This is a genomic window from Mesorhizobium wenxiniae (genome assembly GCF_002284535.1).
Classification (GTDB): domain Bacteria; phylum Pseudomonadota; class Alphaproteobacteria; order Rhizobiales; family Rhizobiaceae; genus Mesorhizobium; species Mesorhizobium wenxiniae.
The window spans coordinates 137,346-156,784 of record NZ_NPKH01000020.1; the positions used below are offsets into that span (position 1 = coordinate 137,346).

At 63.2% G+C, this 19,439-nt stretch carries 19 protein-coding genes, 1 other RNA gene and 1 pseudogene; 7 read left to right on the forward strand and 14 right to left on the reverse strand.

The window, feature by feature from the left end; genetic code table 11:
* Positions 1 to 5: 5 nt before the first annotated feature.
* From CIT31_RS10925 to CIT31_RS10950, 6 genes are all read right to left on the reverse strand, one after another.
* Complete coding sequence (locus tag CIT31_RS10925; protein ID WP_065010270.1) at positions 6 to 1,520, reverse strand: DegQ family serine endoprotease; 1,515 nt, start codon at positions 1,518 to 1,520, stop codon at positions 6 to 8.
* 138 nt (positions 1,521 to 1,658) lie between these two features.
* Positions 1,659 to 1,847, reverse strand: coding sequence for a DUF2065 domain-containing protein (locus CIT31_RS10930; protein WP_027154962.1), 189 nt, complete (start codon positions 1,845 to 1,847; stop codon positions 1,659 to 1,661).
* Between the two features lie 6 nt (positions 1,848 to 1,853).
* Positions 1,854 to 2,819, reverse strand: coding sequence for a protease modulator HflC (gene hflC / locus CIT31_RS10935; RefSeq protein ID WP_095518617.1), 966 nt, complete (start codon positions 2,817 to 2,819; stop codon positions 1,854 to 1,856).
* A complete protein-coding gene (gene hflK, locus CIT31_RS10940) occupies positions 2,819 to 3,922 on the reverse strand; it encodes an FtsH protease activity modulator HflK (protein WP_095518618.1) in 1,104 nt (367 codons plus the stop codon). The genes hflC and hflK overlap by 1 nt, the downstream gene beginning before the upstream one ends.
* Positions 3,923 to 4,065: 143 nt before the next feature.
* Positions 4,066 to 4,584 carry a dihydrofolate reductase gene (locus tag CIT31_RS10945; protein ID WP_095518619.1) on the reverse strand — a complete coding sequence of 173 codons (519 nt, stop codon included), beginning with the start codon at positions 4,582 to 4,584 and terminating at the stop codon, positions 4,066 to 4,068.
* Positions 4,584 to 5,597 carry a DUF4424 domain-containing protein gene (locus tag CIT31_RS10950; RefSeq protein ID WP_095518620.1) on the reverse strand — a complete coding sequence of 338 codons (1,014 nt, stop codon included), beginning with the start codon at positions 5,595 to 5,597 and terminating at the stop codon, positions 4,584 to 4,586. The genes CIT31_RS10945 and CIT31_RS10950 overlap by 1 nt, the downstream gene beginning before the upstream one ends.
* Positions 5,598 to 5,726: 129 nt before the next feature.
* Here CIT31_RS10950 and cobF point away from each other — a divergent pair, with 129 nt between their 5' ends.
* Positions 5,727 to 6,500, forward strand: a complete 774-nt coding sequence (gene cobF, locus CIT31_RS10955; protein WP_095518621.1) for a precorrin-6A synthase (deacetylating) — start codon at positions 5,727 to 5,729, stop codon at positions 6,498 to 6,500.
* Between the two features lie 30 nt (positions 6,501 to 6,530).
* Here cobF and CIT31_RS10960 read toward each other — a convergent pair whose 3' ends face one another.
* The 6 genes from CIT31_RS10960 to CIT31_RS10985 all read right to left on the reverse strand — a co-directional run bounded on the left by CIT31_RS10960 (position 6,531) and on the right by CIT31_RS10985 (position 11,139).
* Positions 6,531 to 6,872 carry a winged helix-turn-helix domain-containing protein gene (locus CIT31_RS10960; RefSeq protein ID WP_029351372.1) on the reverse strand — a complete coding sequence of 114 codons (342 nt, stop codon included), beginning with the start codon at positions 6,870 to 6,872 and terminating at the stop codon, positions 6,531 to 6,533.
* 89 nt (positions 6,873 to 6,961) lie between these two features.
* Entirely contained in the window at positions 6,962 to 8,074 is a 1,113-nt protein-coding gene (gene modC / locus CIT31_RS10965; RefSeq protein WP_095518622.1) for a molybdenum ABC transporter ATP-binding protein, read from the reverse strand.
* Entirely contained in the window at positions 8,071 to 8,775 is a 705-nt protein-coding gene (modB, locus tag CIT31_RS10970; protein ID WP_065010276.1) for a molybdate ABC transporter permease subunit, read from the reverse strand. Before modB ends, modC begins: the two co-directional genes overlap by 4 nt.
* 14 nt (positions 8,776 to 8,789) lie before the next feature.
* On the reverse strand, positions 8,790 to 9,587 hold the full coding sequence (gene modA, locus CIT31_RS10975; protein WP_425350593.1) for a molybdate ABC transporter substrate-binding protein: 798 nt from the start codon (positions 9,585 to 9,587) through the stop codon (positions 8,790 to 8,792).
* A 281-nt stretch (positions 9,588 to 9,868) separates the two neighbouring features.
* Entirely contained in the window at positions 9,869 to 10,663 is a 795-nt protein-coding gene (locus CIT31_RS10980; protein WP_095518623.1) for a thymidylate synthase, read from the reverse strand.
* A gap of 164 nt (positions 10,664 to 10,827) precedes the next feature.
* Positions 10,828 to 11,139, reverse strand: a complete 312-nt coding sequence (locus CIT31_RS10985; protein ID WP_095518624.1) for a DUF2853 family protein — start codon at positions 11,137 to 11,139, stop codon at positions 10,828 to 10,830.
* A 140-nt stretch (positions 11,140 to 11,279) separates the two neighbouring features.
* Between CIT31_RS10985 and ssrA the strand changes: the two genes are divergently transcribed.
* Positions 11,280 to 11,638, forward strand: a transfer-messenger RNA (tmRNA) gene (gene ssrA / locus CIT31_RS10990).
* A gap of 39 nt (positions 11,639 to 11,677) precedes the next feature.
* Positions 11,678 to 11,986, forward strand: a pseudogene (locus CIT31_RS10995) (AAA family ATPase); the annotation flags it as partial.
* A gap of 156 nt (positions 11,987 to 12,142) precedes the next feature.
* On the opposite strand, the gene CIT31_RS11000 reads toward CIT31_RS10995, so the two are convergent.
* The gene (locus CIT31_RS11000) at positions 12,143 to 13,348 is read right to left on the reverse strand and encodes a multidrug effflux MFS transporter (protein WP_095518625.1); all 1,206 of its coding nucleotides are present in this window, start codon (positions 13,346 to 13,348) and stop codon (positions 12,143 to 12,145) included.
* A gap of 165 nt (positions 13,349 to 13,513) precedes the next feature.
* Here CIT31_RS11000 and CIT31_RS11005 point away from each other — a divergent pair, with 165 nt between their 5' ends.
* From CIT31_RS11005 to CIT31_RS11020, 4 genes are all read left to right on the forward strand, one after another.
* A complete protein-coding gene (locus tag CIT31_RS11005; RefSeq protein WP_065010280.1) occupies positions 13,514 to 14,203 on the forward strand; it encodes a TetR/AcrR family transcriptional regulator in 690 nt (229 codons plus the stop codon).
* Positions 14,204 to 14,321: 118 nt separating this feature from the next.
* The gene (locus CIT31_RS11010; RefSeq protein WP_095518626.1) at positions 14,322 to 14,852 is read left to right on the forward strand and encodes an SspB family protein; all 531 of its coding nucleotides are present in this window, start codon (positions 14,322 to 14,324) and stop codon (positions 14,850 to 14,852) included.
* 18 nt (positions 14,853 to 14,870) lie between these two features.
* Positions 14,871 to 15,116: a DUF4169 family protein gene (locus CIT31_RS11015; protein WP_065010281.1), complete on the forward strand. Its 246-nt coding sequence runs from the start codon at positions 14,871 to 14,873 to the stop codon at positions 15,114 to 15,116.
* 20 nt (positions 15,117 to 15,136) lie between these two features.
* Positions 15,137 to 15,364, forward strand: coding sequence for a ribbon-helix-helix domain-containing protein (locus CIT31_RS11020; protein ID WP_095518627.1), 228 nt, complete (start codon positions 15,137 to 15,139; stop codon positions 15,362 to 15,364).
* A 6-nt stretch (positions 15,365 to 15,370) separates the two neighbouring features.
* On the opposite strand, the gene CIT31_RS11025 is transcribed toward CIT31_RS11020, so the two are convergent.
* Positions 15,371 to 19,429 (reverse strand): AsmA family protein, encoded by a 4,059-nt coding sequence (locus CIT31_RS11025; RefSeq protein WP_095518628.1) that lies wholly within the window; start codon positions 19,427 to 19,429, stop codon positions 15,371 to 15,373.
* Between the last annotated feature and the right edge of the window lie 10 nt (positions 19,430 to 19,439).

Sequence of the window (19,439 nt, forward strand, 5' to 3'; positions counted from 1 at the left end):
CGGACTTAGTCCATCCGGATCGTCACAAACCGCAATTCGCCGGTCTTCGACGCCAGCATCAGCAGCGCGTTCTTGCGTCCCTGCTCCTTCAACGCAGCAATCCGGTCCATGACATCCTTGGGCGTGGCGACCGATTCCTGAGCGATCTCGGTGATCACCTCGCCGGCCTGGATGCCACGTTCGGCAGCGGCCGAGTCCTTGGTGACTTCGGTGATGACGACGCCGGAGACTTCGGCGGCGATGCCGAATTTCGTCCGCGTCTCGTCGTTGAGCTCGCCAACGGTCATGCCGAGCACGGAAGCCGTCGAAACGGCGGGCGCCTCGTCGCCATTATCCTTGCCGGCGGTGCCATTCTCGCCGCTGGCAAGCTTTTCGCCATCTTCGAGCCGGCCGAGCGTCACCTTCACGGTCTGCTCGACACCCTTGCGCACGATGACCACGTCGACAGCCTTGCCGACCGTGCTTTCCGCGACGACGCGCGGCAGGTCGCGCATTTCATTGACGTCCCTGCCGTCGAACTTGATGATGACGTCGCCCGCCAGGATGGTGCCGTTGTCGACAGGCCCGCCCTTGATGACGCCGGCGACCAGGGCGCCCTTGGCGGTGGCCATGCCGAGGCTTTCGGCAATGTCGTCCGTCACCGGCTGGATGCGCACGCCGAGCCAGCCGCGCCGCGTCTCGCCGAACTGGCGGAGTTGGTCGACGACGCCCAACGCAAGCTGCGAGGGAATGGAAAAGCCGATGCCGATCGAGCCGCCGGACGGCGAGATGATCGCCGTGTTGATGCCGATCACCTCGCCGTCGCTGTTGAACAGCGGTCCGCCGGAGTTGCCTCGGTTGATCGCGGCATCAGTCTGGATGAAGTCGTCATAGGGACCGGAATTGATGTCGCGGTTGCGGGCCGAGACGATACCAACCGTCACGGTGCCGCCGAGGCCGAACGGATTGCCGATCGCCATCACCCAGTCACCGACACGCATCTTGCTGGAATCGCCGAATTTCACCGCCGTCAGTTTGTGCCCTTTCGGATCGACCTTCAGCACCGCCACGTCGGTCTTGGTGTCGGTGCCGACCAGCGTCGCCTTCAGAGTCACGCCGTCGGAGAAATTCACCTCGATGTCGTCGGCATCGGCGATCACATGGTTATTCGTCACCACGATACCCTGCTCGGCGTCGACCACGAAGCCGGAGCCCAGCGACTGCACCTTTTGCGAGGGGTTGCCCTGTTCGCCGGGACGGTTCTTGAAGAAATCGTCGAAGAAATCCTGGAAGGGCGAGCCCTCCGGAAGCTGCGGCATCGGCACCGCGCCCGGGCCTTCCGTGCCCTTCACCCTCTGCGAGGTCGATATGTTGACCACGGCGCCGAGCAGGCCCTGCGCGAGATCGGCGACCGAAGCCGGGCCGTCGGCGGCGGCCGCAGGCGTCACCAGCGACGGGACGGTAGCGGCGCCGATAAGAAGTGCTGCAGCACCCGCGGTGAACGTCCGCCTCGCCGCGCGCAAAAACCTGTTGGATGTCATCGAGAAATCTCCCGGTGTCTCTGAGAAGAAAAGCGCTCGCCGAAAACGCTGCGTCGAACCATGTTGGCAAGAAATACGGCACGTTTGCGGCTATGGCCATCGGTGGAGGATAAATCCTCCGTTATCCCGAAATCATCGTCATCCACCACGCACCAGCCAGACGAGGCCGACACCGACGGCGATTGCAATCAGCCCCGCGACCCGCAGCGTATTCTCCGGCATCGACAGAACTTCGCCGGCAAGCTTCTTGGCCAGACCGGGAAAGCCGCCATAGACCAGGCCCTCGACGACGAGAACCAGGCCTATTGCCGCCAGAAAATCCTGCACCGGCCGTTACTGGCCGGCGCCTGGCTGCGCTGCCGGTGCAGCGGGCGCTGCTGCACCAGGCGCTGCTAATGCAGCCGGCGCTGCCGGCGTATCAGCGCCGGCGGGATTGCGGAAGAAACGGAAGAAATCCGAATTCGGCGACAGCACCATCGTCGTCCCGGTATTGTCCAGCGCCGTGCCGTAGGCATTCATCGACCGGTAAAAGTCGAAGAAGGCTGGATCGCGCTGGTAGGCGTTCGCGAAGGTGGCGCTGCGTTGAGCTTCGCCTTCACCGCGCAGGATTTCAGACTCTCTGCGTGCCTCGGCGACGATCTCCACCACTTCGCGGTCGGCGCGCGCCCTGATGCGCTGCGCCGCCTCATTGCCGCGCGCCCTCAGCCGTTCGGCTTCGGCCAGACGCTCGGCCTTCATGCGGTCATATGTCTGTTGCGAGACTTCCGCCGTCAAATCGGTCCGGCGAATGCGGACATCCTCGATCTGCAGGCCGAGCGACGTGGCGTCGGGCCTCAGCTGATCGCGCACTTCGCGCATCATCACGGCTCGCTCTTCCGAGAGCGCCGCCTCGAAGTCGCGCAGACCGTAAACACGGCGCAAGGCGGCGTCGAGACGCGTCCTCAACCGTGCCTCGGCCAGTTCGATCTGGCCGGACACCGCGGAGCGGAACACGCGTGGATCGGAGATCCGATAGGCGATGAAGGCGTCGACCTCATAGAACTTGCCGCCTGAAACCTGGACGCGGATGTTGTCGAGGTCGAAGCGCAGCACCCGGTTTTCGATCAGCTGCACGCTGTCGGCATCGAAGAAGGCGAACGGCGCCTTGAAATAGATGCCCGGCTGGCTTTTGACGTCGACGATTTCGCCGAACCTGAGCACCAGCGCCTGCTGGCGCGCATTGACGACGAAGACCGACGAATAAAGCAGGAACAGGATGACCGCGGCGATGACGGCGATGATGGGAAGACGGTTGGCCATCACTGGGTTCCTCCAAGGACCGGCGCCGGCGCCTTCTGCTGCAATGCTGGCAGCGGCAGATAGGGAACGACCCCTGGTCCGCTGCCTTGCTCGATAATGACCTTGCTGGAATCCCTCAGAACCCTCTCCATCGTTTCCAGATAAAGCCGCTGGCGCGTCACATCCGGCGCCTTGGCGTATTCGTCATAGACCGAGATGAAGCGCTGCGCCTCGCCTTCGGCCTCCTGCACGACCCGGTTCTTGTAGCCGGCCGCCTCCTCGCGGATCTGTGCGGCCTCGCCGCGCGCCTGGCCGAGCTTCTGGTTGGAATACTGGTTGGCCTGCTCGACGAACTTGTCCTCGTCCTGTTCGGCGCGCTGCACCTCGTCGAAGGCGTCGGCCACTTCGCGCGGTGGTGCGGCATCCTCGATCGAAATCGCGTTGACGTTCAGGCCGGCCTTATAGCCGTCCAGCGTCGTCTGGATGATTTCGCGCACCGACGCCGCAATGCCCTCGCGATCGTCGCGGAAGATGTCCTGCGCCGGCCGCCGGCCGACCGCTTCGCGCATGGCGCTTTCGGCGACCTGGCGCAGCATGCCGTCGGGATCGGACACGTCGAACAGATAGGCTCTCGGATCGGAGACCTGATAGGCCACCGAGAACTGGACGTTGACGATGTTCTGGTCGCCCGAAAGCATCAGCCCTGATCCGTTGCCGGTGGCCGTGCCGCCGCCGATGTTGACGAGTTGTTCGGCGATGTTGGCCGTCTCGACCGTCTCGATGGGCCACCAATGGAAATGCAGGCCTGGCTGCGAGAACTCCGCCTTTGGCACGCCGAATCTGAGTTCGACCGCAACCTCGTCGGGCTGCACGGTATAGACCGCCTTGAACGCCCACAGCACGACAAGCGCCGCCGCGATCAGCCCGAACACGGCAGGGCTGGCGCCGCCGCCACCCGGCAAAGCACGCCGCAACCTGTCCTGGCCGCGCCGGATGATATCTTCGAGATCGGGAGGCGAGCCCTGCGGACCGCTAGGCCCCTTCGGCCCCTGCCCCCAGGGTCCTGGATTGTTGCCGCCGCCCCATGGGCCGCCGCCTCCGCCGCTTTTGTCATTCCAGGGCATGAATGTCCTTTCGCTCCCTCACGCGCCGGCCTGACGACGCAAAAATCCAGTATCGTCCTTCTATAGGGACGCGACGGCACGCTTTCAACGCGATCGGTCGTCGGCACCGCCCGTTTTGGACCGTCGCGACCCTTTATCGCCTCTCAATGCACGTCGCGACGTCGCTCGTAAACCGAATAGCGTGTCGCCTGGGTATCCTTTTCACCGGCCGGAACGTCCTGCGAGCGGACAATGCGCCACAAATCCGGGTCTATCGGCGGGAAATGCGCGTCGCCGTCGACCGCGGCAAGGATATGGGTGACATGCAAGCGATCGGCCAGCGGTAGCGCCTGGGCGTAGATCTCGCCGCCGCCGATAACGCAGATTTCGTCGGCGCCGGCCATGCAGCGCCCGCGCACCTTCGCCAGACTGATCGCCTCGTCGAGCGAATGCACGACTTCGACGCCCTCGGCGCGCCAGGCCTTGTCACGGGTCACCACGATGTTGAGCCGGCCTGGCAGAGGCCGGCCGATGCCTTCATAGGTCTTGCGACCCATGATGATAGGTTTGCCCATCGTGTCGGCCTTGAACCGCTTGAGATCGCTGGAAAGCCGCCACGGCAAACCACCATCGCGCCCGATCACGCCGTTTTCGGCGATGGCGACATAGATCGCGACGTCCATCAGCCGCCGCTCCCGCCATCGTCCGAACGCACCAGCAGCAATATGTCGATATCGTGCTCAGGGTAGAAATTTTCTGCCGTCATCTCGAAACGGGTCGGTCCGACTTTCCTGACGTTTTCGCCACAGAACGAGACCAGGTTCTTTGGATCGCCCTTGTCGACGGTCAGCTTGAACTTGCCGATGGCGCCCGTCGCCCAGTTACCGCCCGTGGTCAGGATATAGGCGATGCGGTTCTCGAAATATTTCGGATTGCCGTCGGGATTTTTCTTCGCTGCCTTGCGGATCGCGTTCTCGAACGTGCCGTCTATGCAGTATCGGGTCTTGTAGGCGGCGTATTGGCCCTGGAACTGGCCATCGTAGAAGAAGCTGACCGAGGACGTGCCGCCGACGCTCGGTTTGTAGCGGTGGGCGACGTGGACTGCCTTATTGGCTGGAAAGGTCGAGCGCCACCAGTAGGTCGAGCGCAATTGCCAGAACGGCACATAGACGGTCTTCATGCCCGAACCGTCGTCGGAGGTGTCCTCGATGATGAGGCCGCGATCGACCCAGTCGTCGGCAACCGCCTGCGGCAGCTTTGCCAAAGCCGCCCTGGCCGCATCGCCGAACGGGTAGAGCGGCACGTTTTGCGCCTTGAAATCGGCGCTGATGTCGATGCCGAGCGCAAATGCCTTCTGCTCGAGCTGCGGCTTTGCAGCCACGCCGTCGATCGTCACCTCGAAGCCGAGGAAATTGTCGCTCTGCCCGTCGGGGATCGCCGGCATCTCGTTCGGATCGCCTTCGATGTCAGGCATCGGAAAAGCAACGATCGCGTCGACATCCTTGTCGGTGTTGTTTCGGAAGACATAATCGACCGTCACCTTTTCCGGGGAGATGTAGAGATCCTCACTCTCCATAGCGACCGCGTCGCTGCGAGACAGGATCAGGCCGCCCGTTCCCAATTCGGCAATCGAATCATTGGCGAATACGGGCGTGGCCGAGAGCGCCAGCGCTGCGGTCAGAACATAACGGAACATGGAAGCTCCCTTGGCGAGATGCCGGCATGACTCTAGCCGTTTCAATGTGGAGTTTCAAAGCCCTTCCGCGCTTGCGCACATGCCATGGCTCTCTGGACACCGACGTTCCGATCGGGCAGGAGTTCGTCCATGCGCAAGCTTCTCGTAATCGGCATCGGCGCCGGCAATCCCGACCACATGACCGTGCAGGCCATCGGCGGCTTGAACCGCGCCGACGTACTGTTCATTCCCGACAAGGGCGAGAAGAAGAACGACCTCGCAGAACTGCGCCGCCAGATCTGCGACCGATTCGTCACCAATCCAAACTCGCGTCGCGTCGAATTCGACGTGCCGGTGCGGGCCGAGCCAGCGCCCTCCTATCGCTCGACCGTCGATGACTGGCACGAGGCGATCGCCGCGATCTATGAAGGCCTGATCCGCGACGAGCTCTCGCAAGATGGCTGCGGCGCCTTCCTGATCTGGGGCGATCCCTCGCTCTTCGACAGCGCGCTGCGCATACTGGAGCGTGTGCGCATGAGAGGCAATGTCGGGTTCGAGCTCGAGGTGATCCCCGGCATCACTGCCGTCCAGGCGCTCGCCGCCAGCCACAAGCTGGCACTGAACCGCATCGGCGACGCGGTTCAGATCACCACCGGGCGCCGGCTTACCGAAGAAGGTTTGCCCGACAATGCCGGCAGCACCGTCGTCATGCTGGACGGCAAATGCGCCTTCGACTCGCTGGATGACAAGGATCTCCTCATCCACTGGGGCGCCTATCTCGGCACGCCCGACGAGATCCTCATTTCCGGCCGCCTTGGAGACGTCGGCGCCGAGATCGTGAAGACCCGCGACGAGGCCCGCCGGAAAAAAGGCTGGATCATGGACACTTATCTGCTGCGCAAGCCCGGCGAGCCGGAGGAATAGGCTCGGCCGGTACAGAATCCATCATCGACCTCACCCGGCATCGATCTCCGCCTGTAGTGCCTCCATATGCGCCGCCGCCGCGGAAGCCGCAGCCCGTTCGATGGCGCGAAAGCGGCTGACGACCGCAAGCCCCACCGGCGTCAACTGGGCGCCGCCGCCCTTTTTCCCACCGGTCTGCGCCGCGACCAGCGGCTTACCGAACACCCTGTTCATGTCCTCGACGAGATCCCAAGCGTGTTTGTAGGACATTTCCATGCCGCGCGCCGCCGCCGAGATCGATCCGAAGGCGGCGATCTGCTCGAGAAGCTCGATCTTGCCCGGCCCGATGCGCCCTTCTGGATCAAGGTTTATCCGCAAGCTCAGCGACGGCATTTGCTCCTCCGCAGTCGCGTCACATCCATCCTAAACAGCTCTCCGCGATACCGCTATTTCAAAATGATATAGCGACAATCATCCGTCTGTCATCCATCCGCCTCGACAGGCAGGCCGGCGCTCGTATTCGCCTGGTCGAAGCTTACCGTCTTGACCACCGCGTAGGCTTTTCGACCGAGCCGAAGTTTCAGCGTCTGTCGCGATTGCTCGGTGATCCGGGCAAGCACGGTTGCGCCATTGCAGTCCATGCCGATCTCGACCGTAGGCCCCTCGCCCGGCTCTATCGCAACGATCCTGCCCGGCAGAATGTTGAGCGCGCTGAGACCCGTTGGCTGTTCGATGGCGATCATCACATCGCGGGCACGGATGCGGATGCGCACCGGCGCACCCACCGGCACTGCCAGAAGCGGCACGCGGATGTCGCCCGCCGCCGAGCCAAGCACGGTCATGCCAAAGACTTCGTCGTGGCGCAGCACCGCAGTATCCAGCACCGCGCCCCCCTCGCCGCGCTCTTCTGCCGGCAGCAGGTCGAGCCGCTGCATGATCGCTCCGGTCGGGCCGCAAGCGGCGACTTTGCCTTGCGCCAGCACAACGACGTCGCTTGCCAGCCGCGCCACTTCCGGGATCGAATGGCTGACATAGACGATCGGGATTTTCGTCTCGTCGCGCAGCCGCTCGATGTAAGGCAGGATTTCTGCCTTGCGGGCGTCGTCGAGCGAAGCCAGCGGCTCGTCCATCAGCAACAACCTTGGACTAGCGAGCAGCGCCCGGCCGATTGCCACGCGCTGTTTCTCGCCGCCGGAAAGCTTCGCCGGCCGCCGGTCGAGCAAAGGACCGATGCCGAGCAGGTCGACAACGGCATTCATGTCCGCATAGCGTTCCGCCGCCGGCGTGAACCAGCGGCCGTAACGCAGATTGCTGGCCACGCTCATATGCGGAAACAGCCGCGCATCCTGGAACACCATACCGATGCGGCGCTTGTGCTTCGGCACGAACAGGCCCGCATCCGTATCGACCAGCACGCGGCCGTCGGCCTCGATCCGCCCCTTCTCGGGCCGGATTAATCCGGCAATCATGTTGATCAGCGTCGTCTTACCGGAACCCGAGGGCCCGAACAGCGCGGTCAGCCGCCCGGCGCTCCCGAAGCGGACGTCGAGCCCCAAATCGCCAAGCCGATGGGTGATATCGAGCGCGACCGTCATTCGATATCCATCCGCTTGCCGACGCGCCGCGCCAGAACCTCCGAGGCGACAAGTGCTGCCATCGAAATGACGATCGAGATCAGCGTCAGCCTGAGCGCGCCGGCATCGCCGCCCGGCACCTGCGTGAACGTGTAGATCGCCGATGGCAGTGTCTGCGTCTCGTTTGGGATATTGGAAACGAAGGTGATCGTTGCGCCGAATTCGCCCATCGCCTTGGCGAAAGACAGGATCGCGCCGGTGATCAGGCCGGGCAGGATCAGCGGCAGCGTGATCGTCCCGAACACCCACAGCGGATTGGCGCCAAGCGTTCCGGCCGCCGCCTCGATTCTGCGGTCGACCGCCTCGATCGACAGCCGGATCGCCCGCACCATCAAGGGAAAGCCCATGACGGCGCAGGCCAGTGCGGCACCTGTCCAGCGAAAGGAAAAAACGATGCCGAAATGCTCGGCCAGAAACGCCCCGGCCGGGCCGCGCCTGCCGAAGGAGAGCAGCAGCAGATAGCCGACAACCACCGGCGGCAGGATCAACGGCAGATGCACCAGCCCGTTGAGCAGCGTCTTGCCCCAGAATTGTCCACGGGCGAGCACAAGCGCGATCAATATGCCGGGCGGCAGGCTGGCGATCATCGCCACTGTCGCCACCTTGATCGACAGCCGGACCGCATTCCATTCGTCGGGAGTGAGATCCAGCAGCCAGTTCATCTTTTTGGCGTGCCTCAGTTGCTCGGCGTAAGGACCGTAAAACCTTGCGCCTTGAAGATCTCGCCTGTCTTGGCGGATTGCAGGCATTCCAAAAACGCCGGCGCATCCTTGTCCCTCGAATCCGCCATCTGGGCAACCGGGTAGACGATCGGCGGGTGCGAATCCTCCGGGAGGGTGCCGATCACCTTGACGCCGGGCTCGGCGTGCGCGTCGGTGGCGTAGACGATGCCGAGTGCTGCTTCACCGGTCGAGACCAGCTTGAGCGCTGCGCGCACATTCTCGGCCTGTGCCACCTTGCCTTCGATCGAGGACCAGACGCCGAGCGATTCAAGTGCGGCCTTGCCATATTTGCCGGCCGGCACCGCTTTGAAATCGCCCATGGCCAGCCTGCCGTCGCCGATCAGCCCGGCAAGGTCAAAACCCTTTACGATCCTGGTTTCGACCGACGAATCCTTCGGCGCCACCAGCACGATCTGGTTGCCGAGCAACTTCACTTCGGTATCCGGCTTGGTCAGCTTTTTGTCGGACAGATATTTCATCCAGTCGAGGTCGGCTGCGATGAAGACATCGGCTGGCGCGCCGCCCTCGATCTGCTTGGCCAAGGCGGAGCTTGCCGCATAAGAAATGATTGCCACCTCGCCGACATCGGCCTCGCAGGCGGTGTTCACGGCGTCCAGGGCGTTCTTCATGCTTGCCGCGGCGAAGACGATCAATCTGTCATCCGCATGGGCAACCGGCATGGCGGCGATCAGCATCGCTGTCAGGCCGCCAATGGCAGCCGCCTTCAATCCGAAACCGTTGCGCACCAGCATGAACTCTCCTGGGCTTGAAAATCCGATCGTCGCGAGCCTGCCAATCGATATATCCATGTGAATATAACAAGGAAAGGGCTTTTGCCAGACAATGGCCCAGCCGATGGCCTTGCATGGTGCTGCCACCGCCGCGATAAATAGCGGTGGATACAGCGCGACATCGCAGGGCCGACGAGGCAGGTCAAAGCATCTGTTGTCGTGGTCGGCATCGCGGGCGGACGGCACAGCGCTACAGCCGCACAATTTCGAAACAAGGTAGGTAGAAGCCCGATGTTTGCGGCTCACACCGCGATGGGCGCCTTGATCACCGCATCGGCGAGGTAGTTTTCCAGCCGGAAATCCTCGAAGCGGAAGGCAAAGAGGTCCTTCACCTCCGGATTGATCCACAGCGTCGGCAGCGCCTTGGGCGTGCGCCGCAACTGTTCGCGCGCTTGCTCGAAATGGTTCGCGTAAAGATGCGCGTCGCCCAGCGTGTGGACGAAATCGCCGGGCTTCAGCCCCGTCACCTGCGCCACCATCAAGGTGAGCAGCGCATAGGAAGCGATGTTGAACGGCACGCCGAGAAAGATATCGCCGGAACGCTGATAGAGCTGGCAGGAAAGCCTGCCTTCCGAGACATAGAACTGGAACAGGCAATGACAGGGTGGCAGCGCCATGGCTTCCACTTCGGCCGGGTTCCACGCCGAAACGATCAGCCTTCGGGAATTAGGATTCTTGCGTATCTCCTTCAAGAGATTGGCAATCTGGTCGATGGCGCCACCATGGCCGTCCGGCCAGGAGCGCCATTGCTTGCCATAGACCGGGCCGAGGTTGCCATTCTCATCGGCCCATTCGTCCCAGATCGAGACGCCGTGGTCGTTCAGGTATTTGATGTTGGTGTCGCCGGCCAGAAACCACAGAAGTTCATGCACGATCGACTTCAGGTGAAGCTTCTTGGTGGTGGTGACCGGAAAGCCGCGCGCAAGATCGAAGCGCATCTGGTAGCCGAACACCGAGCGCGTTCCGGTGCCGGTGCGGTCGCCGCGATCGGCGCCGTTTTCCAGCACGTGCTTCAAGAGGTCGAGGTACTGGCGCATCGGCTTCGGCTCGATTCGGGACTCGATTCGGGTTACCGGCCATCATAACCGACTGGCTGCTGGCCGAACATATCAAAGCGCAGAATCTTAAGACAAGACACTCGCGGCCATGCTCTGGGCTGGCGCGGGAATCGCACCAGCATCCGCCGATGCAGGATGATTGTTCAGAGGCTGGCGAGCTTACCCAGATCCTTGGCGACCAGGTAATAGAAGGTCACGCGGCTCTTGGTGTTGTCGGCCTCCATCGCCTTACAAGTCTTTTCGATGGCCGCGTCCGCCTTGCTGCCGTCGGCTATGCCGAGCTTTTTGGCAACCCAGTTGGCCTTGACGCGATCGAGTTCCTTGGGATCCGTGCAGGACACCAGCGAGGAATCCCGATTCCTGAGCGCAATGCCCAAATGCTTCACGATCTTGGCGACCGCGTCGGCATCTGCCGCGGCGTCGTACTTCTTCACGTCTGCAAGATAATCGGCCATCAAAATTCCCCTCGTCAGCGCCACGGGATCCGGTCGATGAGGGTCGTGGCGCGCTGCCGCAAATGGCAAGCTTCGGTTGAGACGGTTGACAAGTCAAGCCTTCGCGAGGCTGTTTGACCACAGCGACAAGCATCAATTGAGGCCTTTCATTTTCCATGATCGGTCCCTATATCTGTTTGGTCGGCTCGACCGACTATGGCGATAAACAGGCGATGAAATAAGCCGTTCGGACCCGGGGGCGGTACCCGGCGCCTCCACCAAAAACCGCTGTTATCGAGGAGCGGCTTTTGCTGGGGGCGAAATAGGATCGACGAAGGTGTAAAGATCGTACTTTTGCCCGGCATTGTACCACCGTTATCGGGCTAAACTTATAGTTGCCAACGACAACTATGCGGAAGCACGTCTCGCCGCGTAAGCGGTGCGATAGCTTCAATTCAAGCCCTAGTGGTTCGCACTTCTAGGCGGGGTTCGGAGGTACCTGGCAACAGAAACCTCCACTTCTCCCCTTCGATTCCACCTCTCCCCCTTCGAAACGATAATGGGAGCAGGCTTGCTGGCCGCGCTTCTTGCGCTATGCCTCTTCACGACGCTGTCTTGCTGTCCTGGGAGCTGCGCTCCTATCGAGCCGCCCTCGAACAGAACGGTCCCGTCTTCTTTCGATCGCGGCGTGCCGGACACTCTTGATTATTTGCGCCTCACTGGCCTGCCGGTGCCCGACCACATCAGGAATGCCGCCCAACGCTTCCGCTACGCCAGTCATGTCTTAATCGCCCCGCCATGGCGCGAGATTTTCTGGCAGGATTGCGAGCGAAGGCAGCCCTCGACGAAGCCGAACGCGCTGGCCAGCATCTACACCGAATTGGGCTATGAGCTGGTCCCGTTGCCCTTGGCGCCGGTCGAGGCTCGACTGCGATTATCTTGGCCGAGGCGGGCTTGCAGCTTGAGCCCAGACGTGAAAAAGGCCGGGAATGACCGGCCTTTTCATGCTCTCGCTGGAAAGCATCTACTCTGCCGGCGCTTCGACAACCTCCCGCCCACGGCCAAGCGTGACCTTGGCCAGCACGAACGAGATCACCGCGCAAAGCGTGATGCCGGCCACCATCGGCAGCGGCGTGCCGTCGAAGAACACGCCGGCGATGCCCATGGCGACCGCACCGATCGCGAAGTGCAGCGTGCCCATCAGCGCCGAGGCCGTGCCGGCGATCGCGCCATGCTCCTCCATGGCCAGCACCGAAGTCGTCGGGATCACCAGGCCGAGGAACCCGTAGCCGACGAACAGCAGCACCGCCATCACGTCGAGCCGGTCGACGCCGGACGCCATCACCGCGAACAGCACCACCATCGTCGTCGCATAGCCGACCACCGCGACCCGCACCACGGGCCTTAGCCCGAACCGTTCGGACATCACCCCCGTCAACTGCGACATGCCGATGAAGGCGACCGCGTTGATTGAGAAGAACACGCTGTAGACCGACGGCGACAGCCCGTAATGGTCGATCAGGATGAAGGAGGAGCTCGATAGATAGACGAAGAAGCTCGCGATCCCGAAGCCGCCGATAGACGCCAGGCCAAGGAAGTTGCGGTCGCCCATCAGGAAGCGATAGGCCGTGAGCGCGGTGCCGAACGAACTGCCTGCACGCGCCTCGACCGGCCGCGTCTCCTTGAGCGAGGTCGCCAGCAGGACGGTGGCGAGCACCGCCCCACCCGTTACCGTCCAGAACACGGCACGCCAGCCGAAATTCTCGATGATCACGCTACCGGTCAGCGGCGCCAGGATCGGCGACACCGAAAACACCAGCATCAAGAGCGACATCAGCTTGGCAGCGTCGGTGCCGGTGTGCAGGTCACGCACGATGGCGCGCGGCACCGCCATGCCTGCGCTGGCGCCGAGCCCTTGCAGGAAACGGAAGGCAATCAGCCATTCGATCGAGGGAGCGAGCGCCGAGCCGATGCCGCCGACCATGAACAGTGCGAGGCCGCCATAGAGCGGCAGCTTGCGTCCGACCATGTCGGAGATCGGTCCGACGACGATCTGGCCAAACCCCATGGACAGGAAGAAGATCAGCAAACTCATCTGCACGGCAGCGGTGCTGGCCTGCAGATCCGCGCCGATCGAAGGCAGCGCCGGAAGATACATGTCGATGGCAAACGGACCGATGGCGGTCAACAGGCCGAGCACGATCGCGATGCGGAGGAATCGGGGACTCATGATAGCAGGCTTCTTTCAAATCTGATTGGCCGCCGACCGGCGCATAATCCTAGGACGTTCCATGCCGTGAAATTCCGACTTCCTGCGGAGGGAAATTCCTTTTAGCTAAGTCCATAAATTTAGACACTCTTGTCTAATCCGTCAATCACCTCTATATAGTTTTTCATGAAGCACGACGTTTCTCCTGACAGCATCCCGCCACGCGGTCATGAGGCAAAGCGCGCCTCCATCATGGACGCTGCCGGCGAGGTGTTCTGCCGCGAAAGCTTCGCCGGCGCCAATATCGACATGATTGCCGCCGAGGCCGGCGTTTCGCGCCAGACGATCTACAACCACCACGGCGACAAGGAGAAACTCTTCGTCGCCATCGTCCGCGACCTCACCGAGCGCTGCAATGCCGGCATCTTCGCCACCATTTCCACCTTTCCGGACCAGCCGAAGGATCTCGAGGCCGATCTGATCGCTTTTGCTGTGCGCATGAACCGCAACTGTATCTGCAACCGCGACGGAAAATTCCTGCGCAAGCTGATCCAGACCGAGGGCGAGCGCTATCCCGAGCTCTTTGCCGAATGGCGCGAACAGGGGCCGGGCAGGACATGGCCGGCGATCGCCGCCCGTTTCGCCCGCCTCGCCCATGCCGGTTTCCTCGACATCGAGGACCCCGATGTCGCGGCGCGCCAGTTCCTCGCCCTGGCCAATGCCGAATTGCAGACCACCTTCATGCTTGGCGGCACGCCGACCGATGACGAGGTGCTGCAATCGGCGACACATGGCGTGCGCACCTTCCTGCGCGCCTTCGGCAAGCGGCAGCCGGCGGCCGACGCGCAAAAGCACAGCGCGCTCGCTGGCGCCTGAGCGATCAAATCTGAGGCATGCCCTCTCGCATCTGCGCTGCCGGCGTCTATATCCGGTTTACGCCGCGCTCAAGCTTGATTACAGCTATGCGGACGATTCAACGGAACCCGACAGCCACATGGCCGACGACCACATCCGCTACGACATTCTGGCCCAGGAGGCATTGCGCGGCGTCATGCGCAAGGTCCTGGCCGAGGTCGCGCGCACCGGCCTTCCCGGCAACCATCATTTCTTCATCACTTTCCTGACCGGTGCCCCGGGCGTGCGCGTATCTTCCCGCTTGCGCGAGCGCTATCCCGAACAGATGACCATCGTCATCCAGTTCCAGTATTGGGACCTGAAGGTGACCGACACCGGCTTCGAAGTCGGGCTGTCTTTCTCCGACGTGCCGGAAAAGCTGGAAATCCCGTTCTCGGCCGTGCGCGGCTTTTACGACCCGTCCGTCAATTTCGAGCTCGAGTTCGACGTGAGGACGGAGACCTCGGCAGAAGAGGAACTGGGCGGCCAGCCCGCTTCCGAAGCGCTGGCCGTCGTCGCCGAGAAAAAGCCTGAGAAGAAGAAGACCGCAGAGGCTGAAAAGAAGCCTGCCGCGGCCGATGCCGCAAAAGGCGCCGAAGTGGTGTCGCTCGACGCCTTCCGCAAGAAGTGATCCGACGGGCCGCGCGACATGGCCGACATCGTCAATCTCCGCCAGGCCCGCAAGCAGAAGGCACGAGCCGAGAAGGGGCGCCTAGCCGAACAGAACCGGACGCTGCACGGCCGTTCCAAGGCCGACCGGGAGCGTGACCGTCTGATCGCCGACAAGGCAGAAAAGTTTGTCGCCGGCCATCGCCGCGAAGCCTCGGGCGATCCGGATTCCCCGGGTATCGGACCGAAAAGTGCGCCGCGGTTTTCGGATAAATCCGATGCTTGAAGTGAAATGAGTCACGTCCGGTGAGCCCGGTCGAGAAACGCTCGGTGACCATTCGCGGCCATCGCACCAGCTATTCGCTCGAAAAGGCGTTTTTCGACGACCTCGTCGCCATCGCGGTCGCGCGCAAACTGACGCTCGCCGCCCTCGTCGCCGAAATCGACGAGGCCCGGCCGCGCGATGCCAACCTGTCCTCGGCGCTCAGGCTCTACGTCTTGGATTGGGCGAAGCGAAAGATGAAACCAGTCTAGGTCGAGCTATCCGCCGCCCAGCGACTTCAGCAGATTGTCGATCGACGAAGGTTCAAGCGTGGGTTTTGGCGCGGATTCTGCTGGCGGCGGGTTGTCATTGGCCGGTGGCTGAGGCGCGCGCTCGATTTTCTGCGCCTGCTCAGCGGCGGCCCTGCGCTCTGCGTCGAGCTTTGCCTTTTCTTCCGCAGCGATCCGCATCGCCTCTTCCATCTTCCCGCGTTGCTGTTCTTCGGCCCCCGCCGCCTCGTCCGCCGCTTTTTGCGCCGCCCTGGCTCTCGTTTCGGCATCCGCCTTAGCCTTGGCCTCAGCATCCGCCTTGGCTTTGACCTCCGCTTCAGCCTTCGCCTGTGCATCCGCCTTGGCTCTGGCCTCCGCTTCAGCCCTGGCCTGCGCCTCGGCCTTGGCTTTAGCCTCGGCTTCAGCCCGCGCCTGAGCATCCGCTTTGGCCTTCGCCTCCGCTTCGGCTTGAGCCTTTGCCTCGGCTTCAGCCTTTGCCCTGGCATCTGCCTCGGCTTGCAGCCGCGCCGCCTCCTGCTGTTTGCGCAATTCTTCGGCTGCCCTCTCACGCTCGGCTTGCAGGGCCGCGTAGTAACGCACCTCGCGCCGCAGCCGCTGTTTTTCAAGCAGTGCCGCCTGCATGGCCTCGACCCGCTGCTGTTCCTTTTCCAGCGCGCGCTGGGTCAGGAACTGCGCCAGCGGCTCACTGTCGAATTGCCGCTTCGCGGCGCCGAACGGCCCGTCGACGCTGAAATTCACAGTCGGATCGGAGCCGACCAGCGCCTCGTCGCCGGGCCGATAAGTGATCGAACCGCTGACGGCGACCGTGCTGGCGTTCAGGTCCGCCGTGATGTCGGCGGACAGCTTCGCCGCCGGATTTTCAAGATTGACCGGCGGTGCCCTCAGCGTGCCACCGGCGATTGTGAAGGCGATGTCGATATCCCCGGCCGGAAAACTGCCGTCCGCGGCGATCTGCGGCGCGAAGCGGGCAGTCTTTGCCGCATCGATATCGCGCCCGATCGCGTCGGCCTTGGCGATGAAGGCGCCAAAGGCCTCGGGATTGACACCGGCAATGGTCAAGCCCTTCAGCGCCGCCGTGCCGGAACCGGACAGCGCCGCAACCATCGCATCGACCGATTTGCCGCTGGTCGAGAGCGCCGCCGAGAAATCGCCGCTTCCGCTGATGCCAGCCTGTGGCAGCACGGTGGCCAGATCGGCGCCGGCAAGTTTCATCTGGCCGGAGAAAAGCCCGGTGCCGTCATTGTTCTTCAGCTCGAACAGCCCGGAAAGCGCACCGCCGGCGAACTTTGCCTTGAGGTCCGACACGCGGATGCCTTCCTGATCGAGCCTCAGCGAAAGCGCTGCGTCATAGGCCGTGGCCAGCGGGCCGGCGGCCAGCGATGCCGTGGTCAGGTCGAGTTCGGCGGTGAATGGCAGGCTGGACTTCTGGCTGAATGGGGCGGTCGGCCAGGCCCCGCCGGCGCCCAGGAAGGCCTGGTCGCCAAACAGTGCCACCGCCATCGGATCGAGATCCAGTTCATCGAGTGCCAGCGCGCCGGCAAGATGCGGCAGCCCGTCCTTGACGTCGACATTGACGTCGCCGGAAACCGCCGCCTCGTTGATAGCGCCGCTGAGCCTGGACAGAACCAGAAGGCCGTTGCCGAAATCGGCGTCGGCCGCAAGCCACGTCGACATGCCTGTCCCCATCCCCGGCAAGCCAACGCCTGTCGTCATCAGCCACGGCTCGATGTCGGCGGCTTCCAGACTGACCTTGCCTTTTGCGGTGGGGCCTTCTGGCGTGCCCGCGATCGTCCCGTCGAAACCGGCCTTGAAGTCGTTGCCGATGAGGTTGAAGCTCGTCGCCATGCCGCCGCCAAGCGTGCCTTTTGCCGAGACATCGGTGGTCGCCTCGCCAAGCATGCCGAGTGGCAACGCCGGCAGGCCGTAAAGCGCCAGAAGTGCGGTGGCGTCGGTATTCCTGGCGTTGAAGGTTAGCGACACCGGCGCCTCGAGAAGCCGGTCGGCCACCCCTTTGCCGGACAGCGACGCCGAAAACGCCGAACCGCCGGCCTTGCCTTGCGCGCTGACTGCCAGGCCTGTCGTGCCATCGCCATTGGCGGCGGCACTCGTCACCAGATCGACGCGCGCATCCTGGAACAGTTCGGGATAGGCCGCCGCACGCCCCGCCAACCCCTTCAGCACGGCATTATTAGGATAGTGCTGCGCCGCGACATCGACCAACGGCTTGAGGTCGACGGCGACTACGGAGGCATCGAGCTTGCCGGTCGGGCTCACCGGGAAATCCTTGATCCGGCCGGTGGCGCTGATCGAGGCGCCGGCGAGCCCGCCAACCGAGAGCCGGTCGATTTCGAGCAGACCGTCGCGCAGCCTGAGCGCCGTATCGACGGTATCGGCGGTCAGCCCGCCGGCACTAACCGGTCCGGCCTTGATCTGGAAATCGAGGTCGCGGTCGGAAAAACGGTTGGCCCCCTTGTCGCTGATGAAGATCGAGGCGAAGGCGGCGAGGCCGTCGACATCGAGTTCGCCACCTTCGAGCCGCATCAGCACCGACGGCCTGGCCTCGTCGGGCTGGCTGGAATCGATGCGACCGGAAAATTTCGCCTTGCCGAGAACGAGTTCGAGGTCGCTGAAGGCTTGGCGCTTTCCGGTCAGGTCGACCTTGGCCTTGAAGCCGGCGGCCGGCAGCCGGCGGATCGCTTCGTCGACATCCCTCGACAGCCAGGCGGCAAAGCCGGAAGGCTGCGCCACCGCCAGAAGCAGCGAACCGGTGAAGCCGAAGTGATCCTCGACGCTGAGCATGCCATTTGCTTCCAGCCTGGCACGGCCGGGCAGTGTCGCGGCCAGCGACTTCACTGACCAGCCAGCATCGGCCGGCTCAGCGGAAAGGCGTACGTCGCGAACCGTCGTGTCGCCGGCCACCACCGCCGGCAGCTTCACCTCGACGGTGCCCGGTATGGTCGGCTTGGGCAGATCGAGCAGAGCCTGCTCCAGCGCCGCGACACGCGCCGACAGCGTCAGCCCGGCGCCGGCCGCGGCGCCGACGGCTTCATCGAACTGTACCTGAGCGCCATCGGCCTCGATCGAAAAGCTTGGGTTCGGCCCAAGCTCGACGGCAGCCTTGCCGTCGGCGGTGTATGGGTTGTCGAGCGGCCCGGTCTCGAAGCGGAATTCGTCGACCCCAAGTTTCTGGTGGTCGAGCGAAAACTTGCCGTTCAGCCTGAACCCCGGCTCCGGCTTGCCTGCGCTGGCCTTCATCATCTCACCGTCGGTGCCTTGAAGCTGCGCCGAACTCTTGTCGGCACCATTCTTGTCGGACCTTGCGACCTTGAACTGGCCCGAATAGATGGCCGCGCCGTTGACGATGCCGGCATTGCCGTCGGCTTCGATGACCAGCGGATAGGCGTCCGGATCGGCCTTGAGCCTGAGCCGCATCTGCCCGTCGCTACCGGCCTTGCCGGTGGAGGCGACGACCATGCTGCGCAGACCGTCGAGCCGCAGCGAACCATCCATCCGCCAAGGTCCGGCCAGCGATTTGGCAGAGATCGTCGAATTGATCTCGGAAAGGAGATGGCTGCGCCCGCCGGCGGCATGGCGCAGTGCGATCTCTCCGTCCGTCACCGTCAGCTTCTCGATCGAGATCTGGCTGGGATCGAAGGGCGACGACGGGCGTATCGCCCAGTCGACCGTGCCGTCGGCGGCAATGTCGATCGTCGCCTTCGGCCGCACCAGCCGCATGTCGAAGATCAGCACTTCCCCGCTCAGGAAGGGCGCCAGTTCCGCATCCATCGAAAAGGTCTCGACGGTCATTGCCGGCTGGCCGCCGGGGCCGCCGGCAACAGTGACGTTCGAGAAGGTCACCGACGGAAACGGCAGCAATTTCGCCGTCGCATCGCCCTGAACGGTTACCTTGCGGCCCAGAATGGCGCTTGCCTCGCGCTCGAAATCGGCACGGTAGCCCGTCCAGTCGATAAAATACGGCACCACCAGCGCCGCACACAGCACCAGCACGAAAAGGCCACCGAAGATCACGAACAGGCGTGCGAGCATGAGCTCCGAG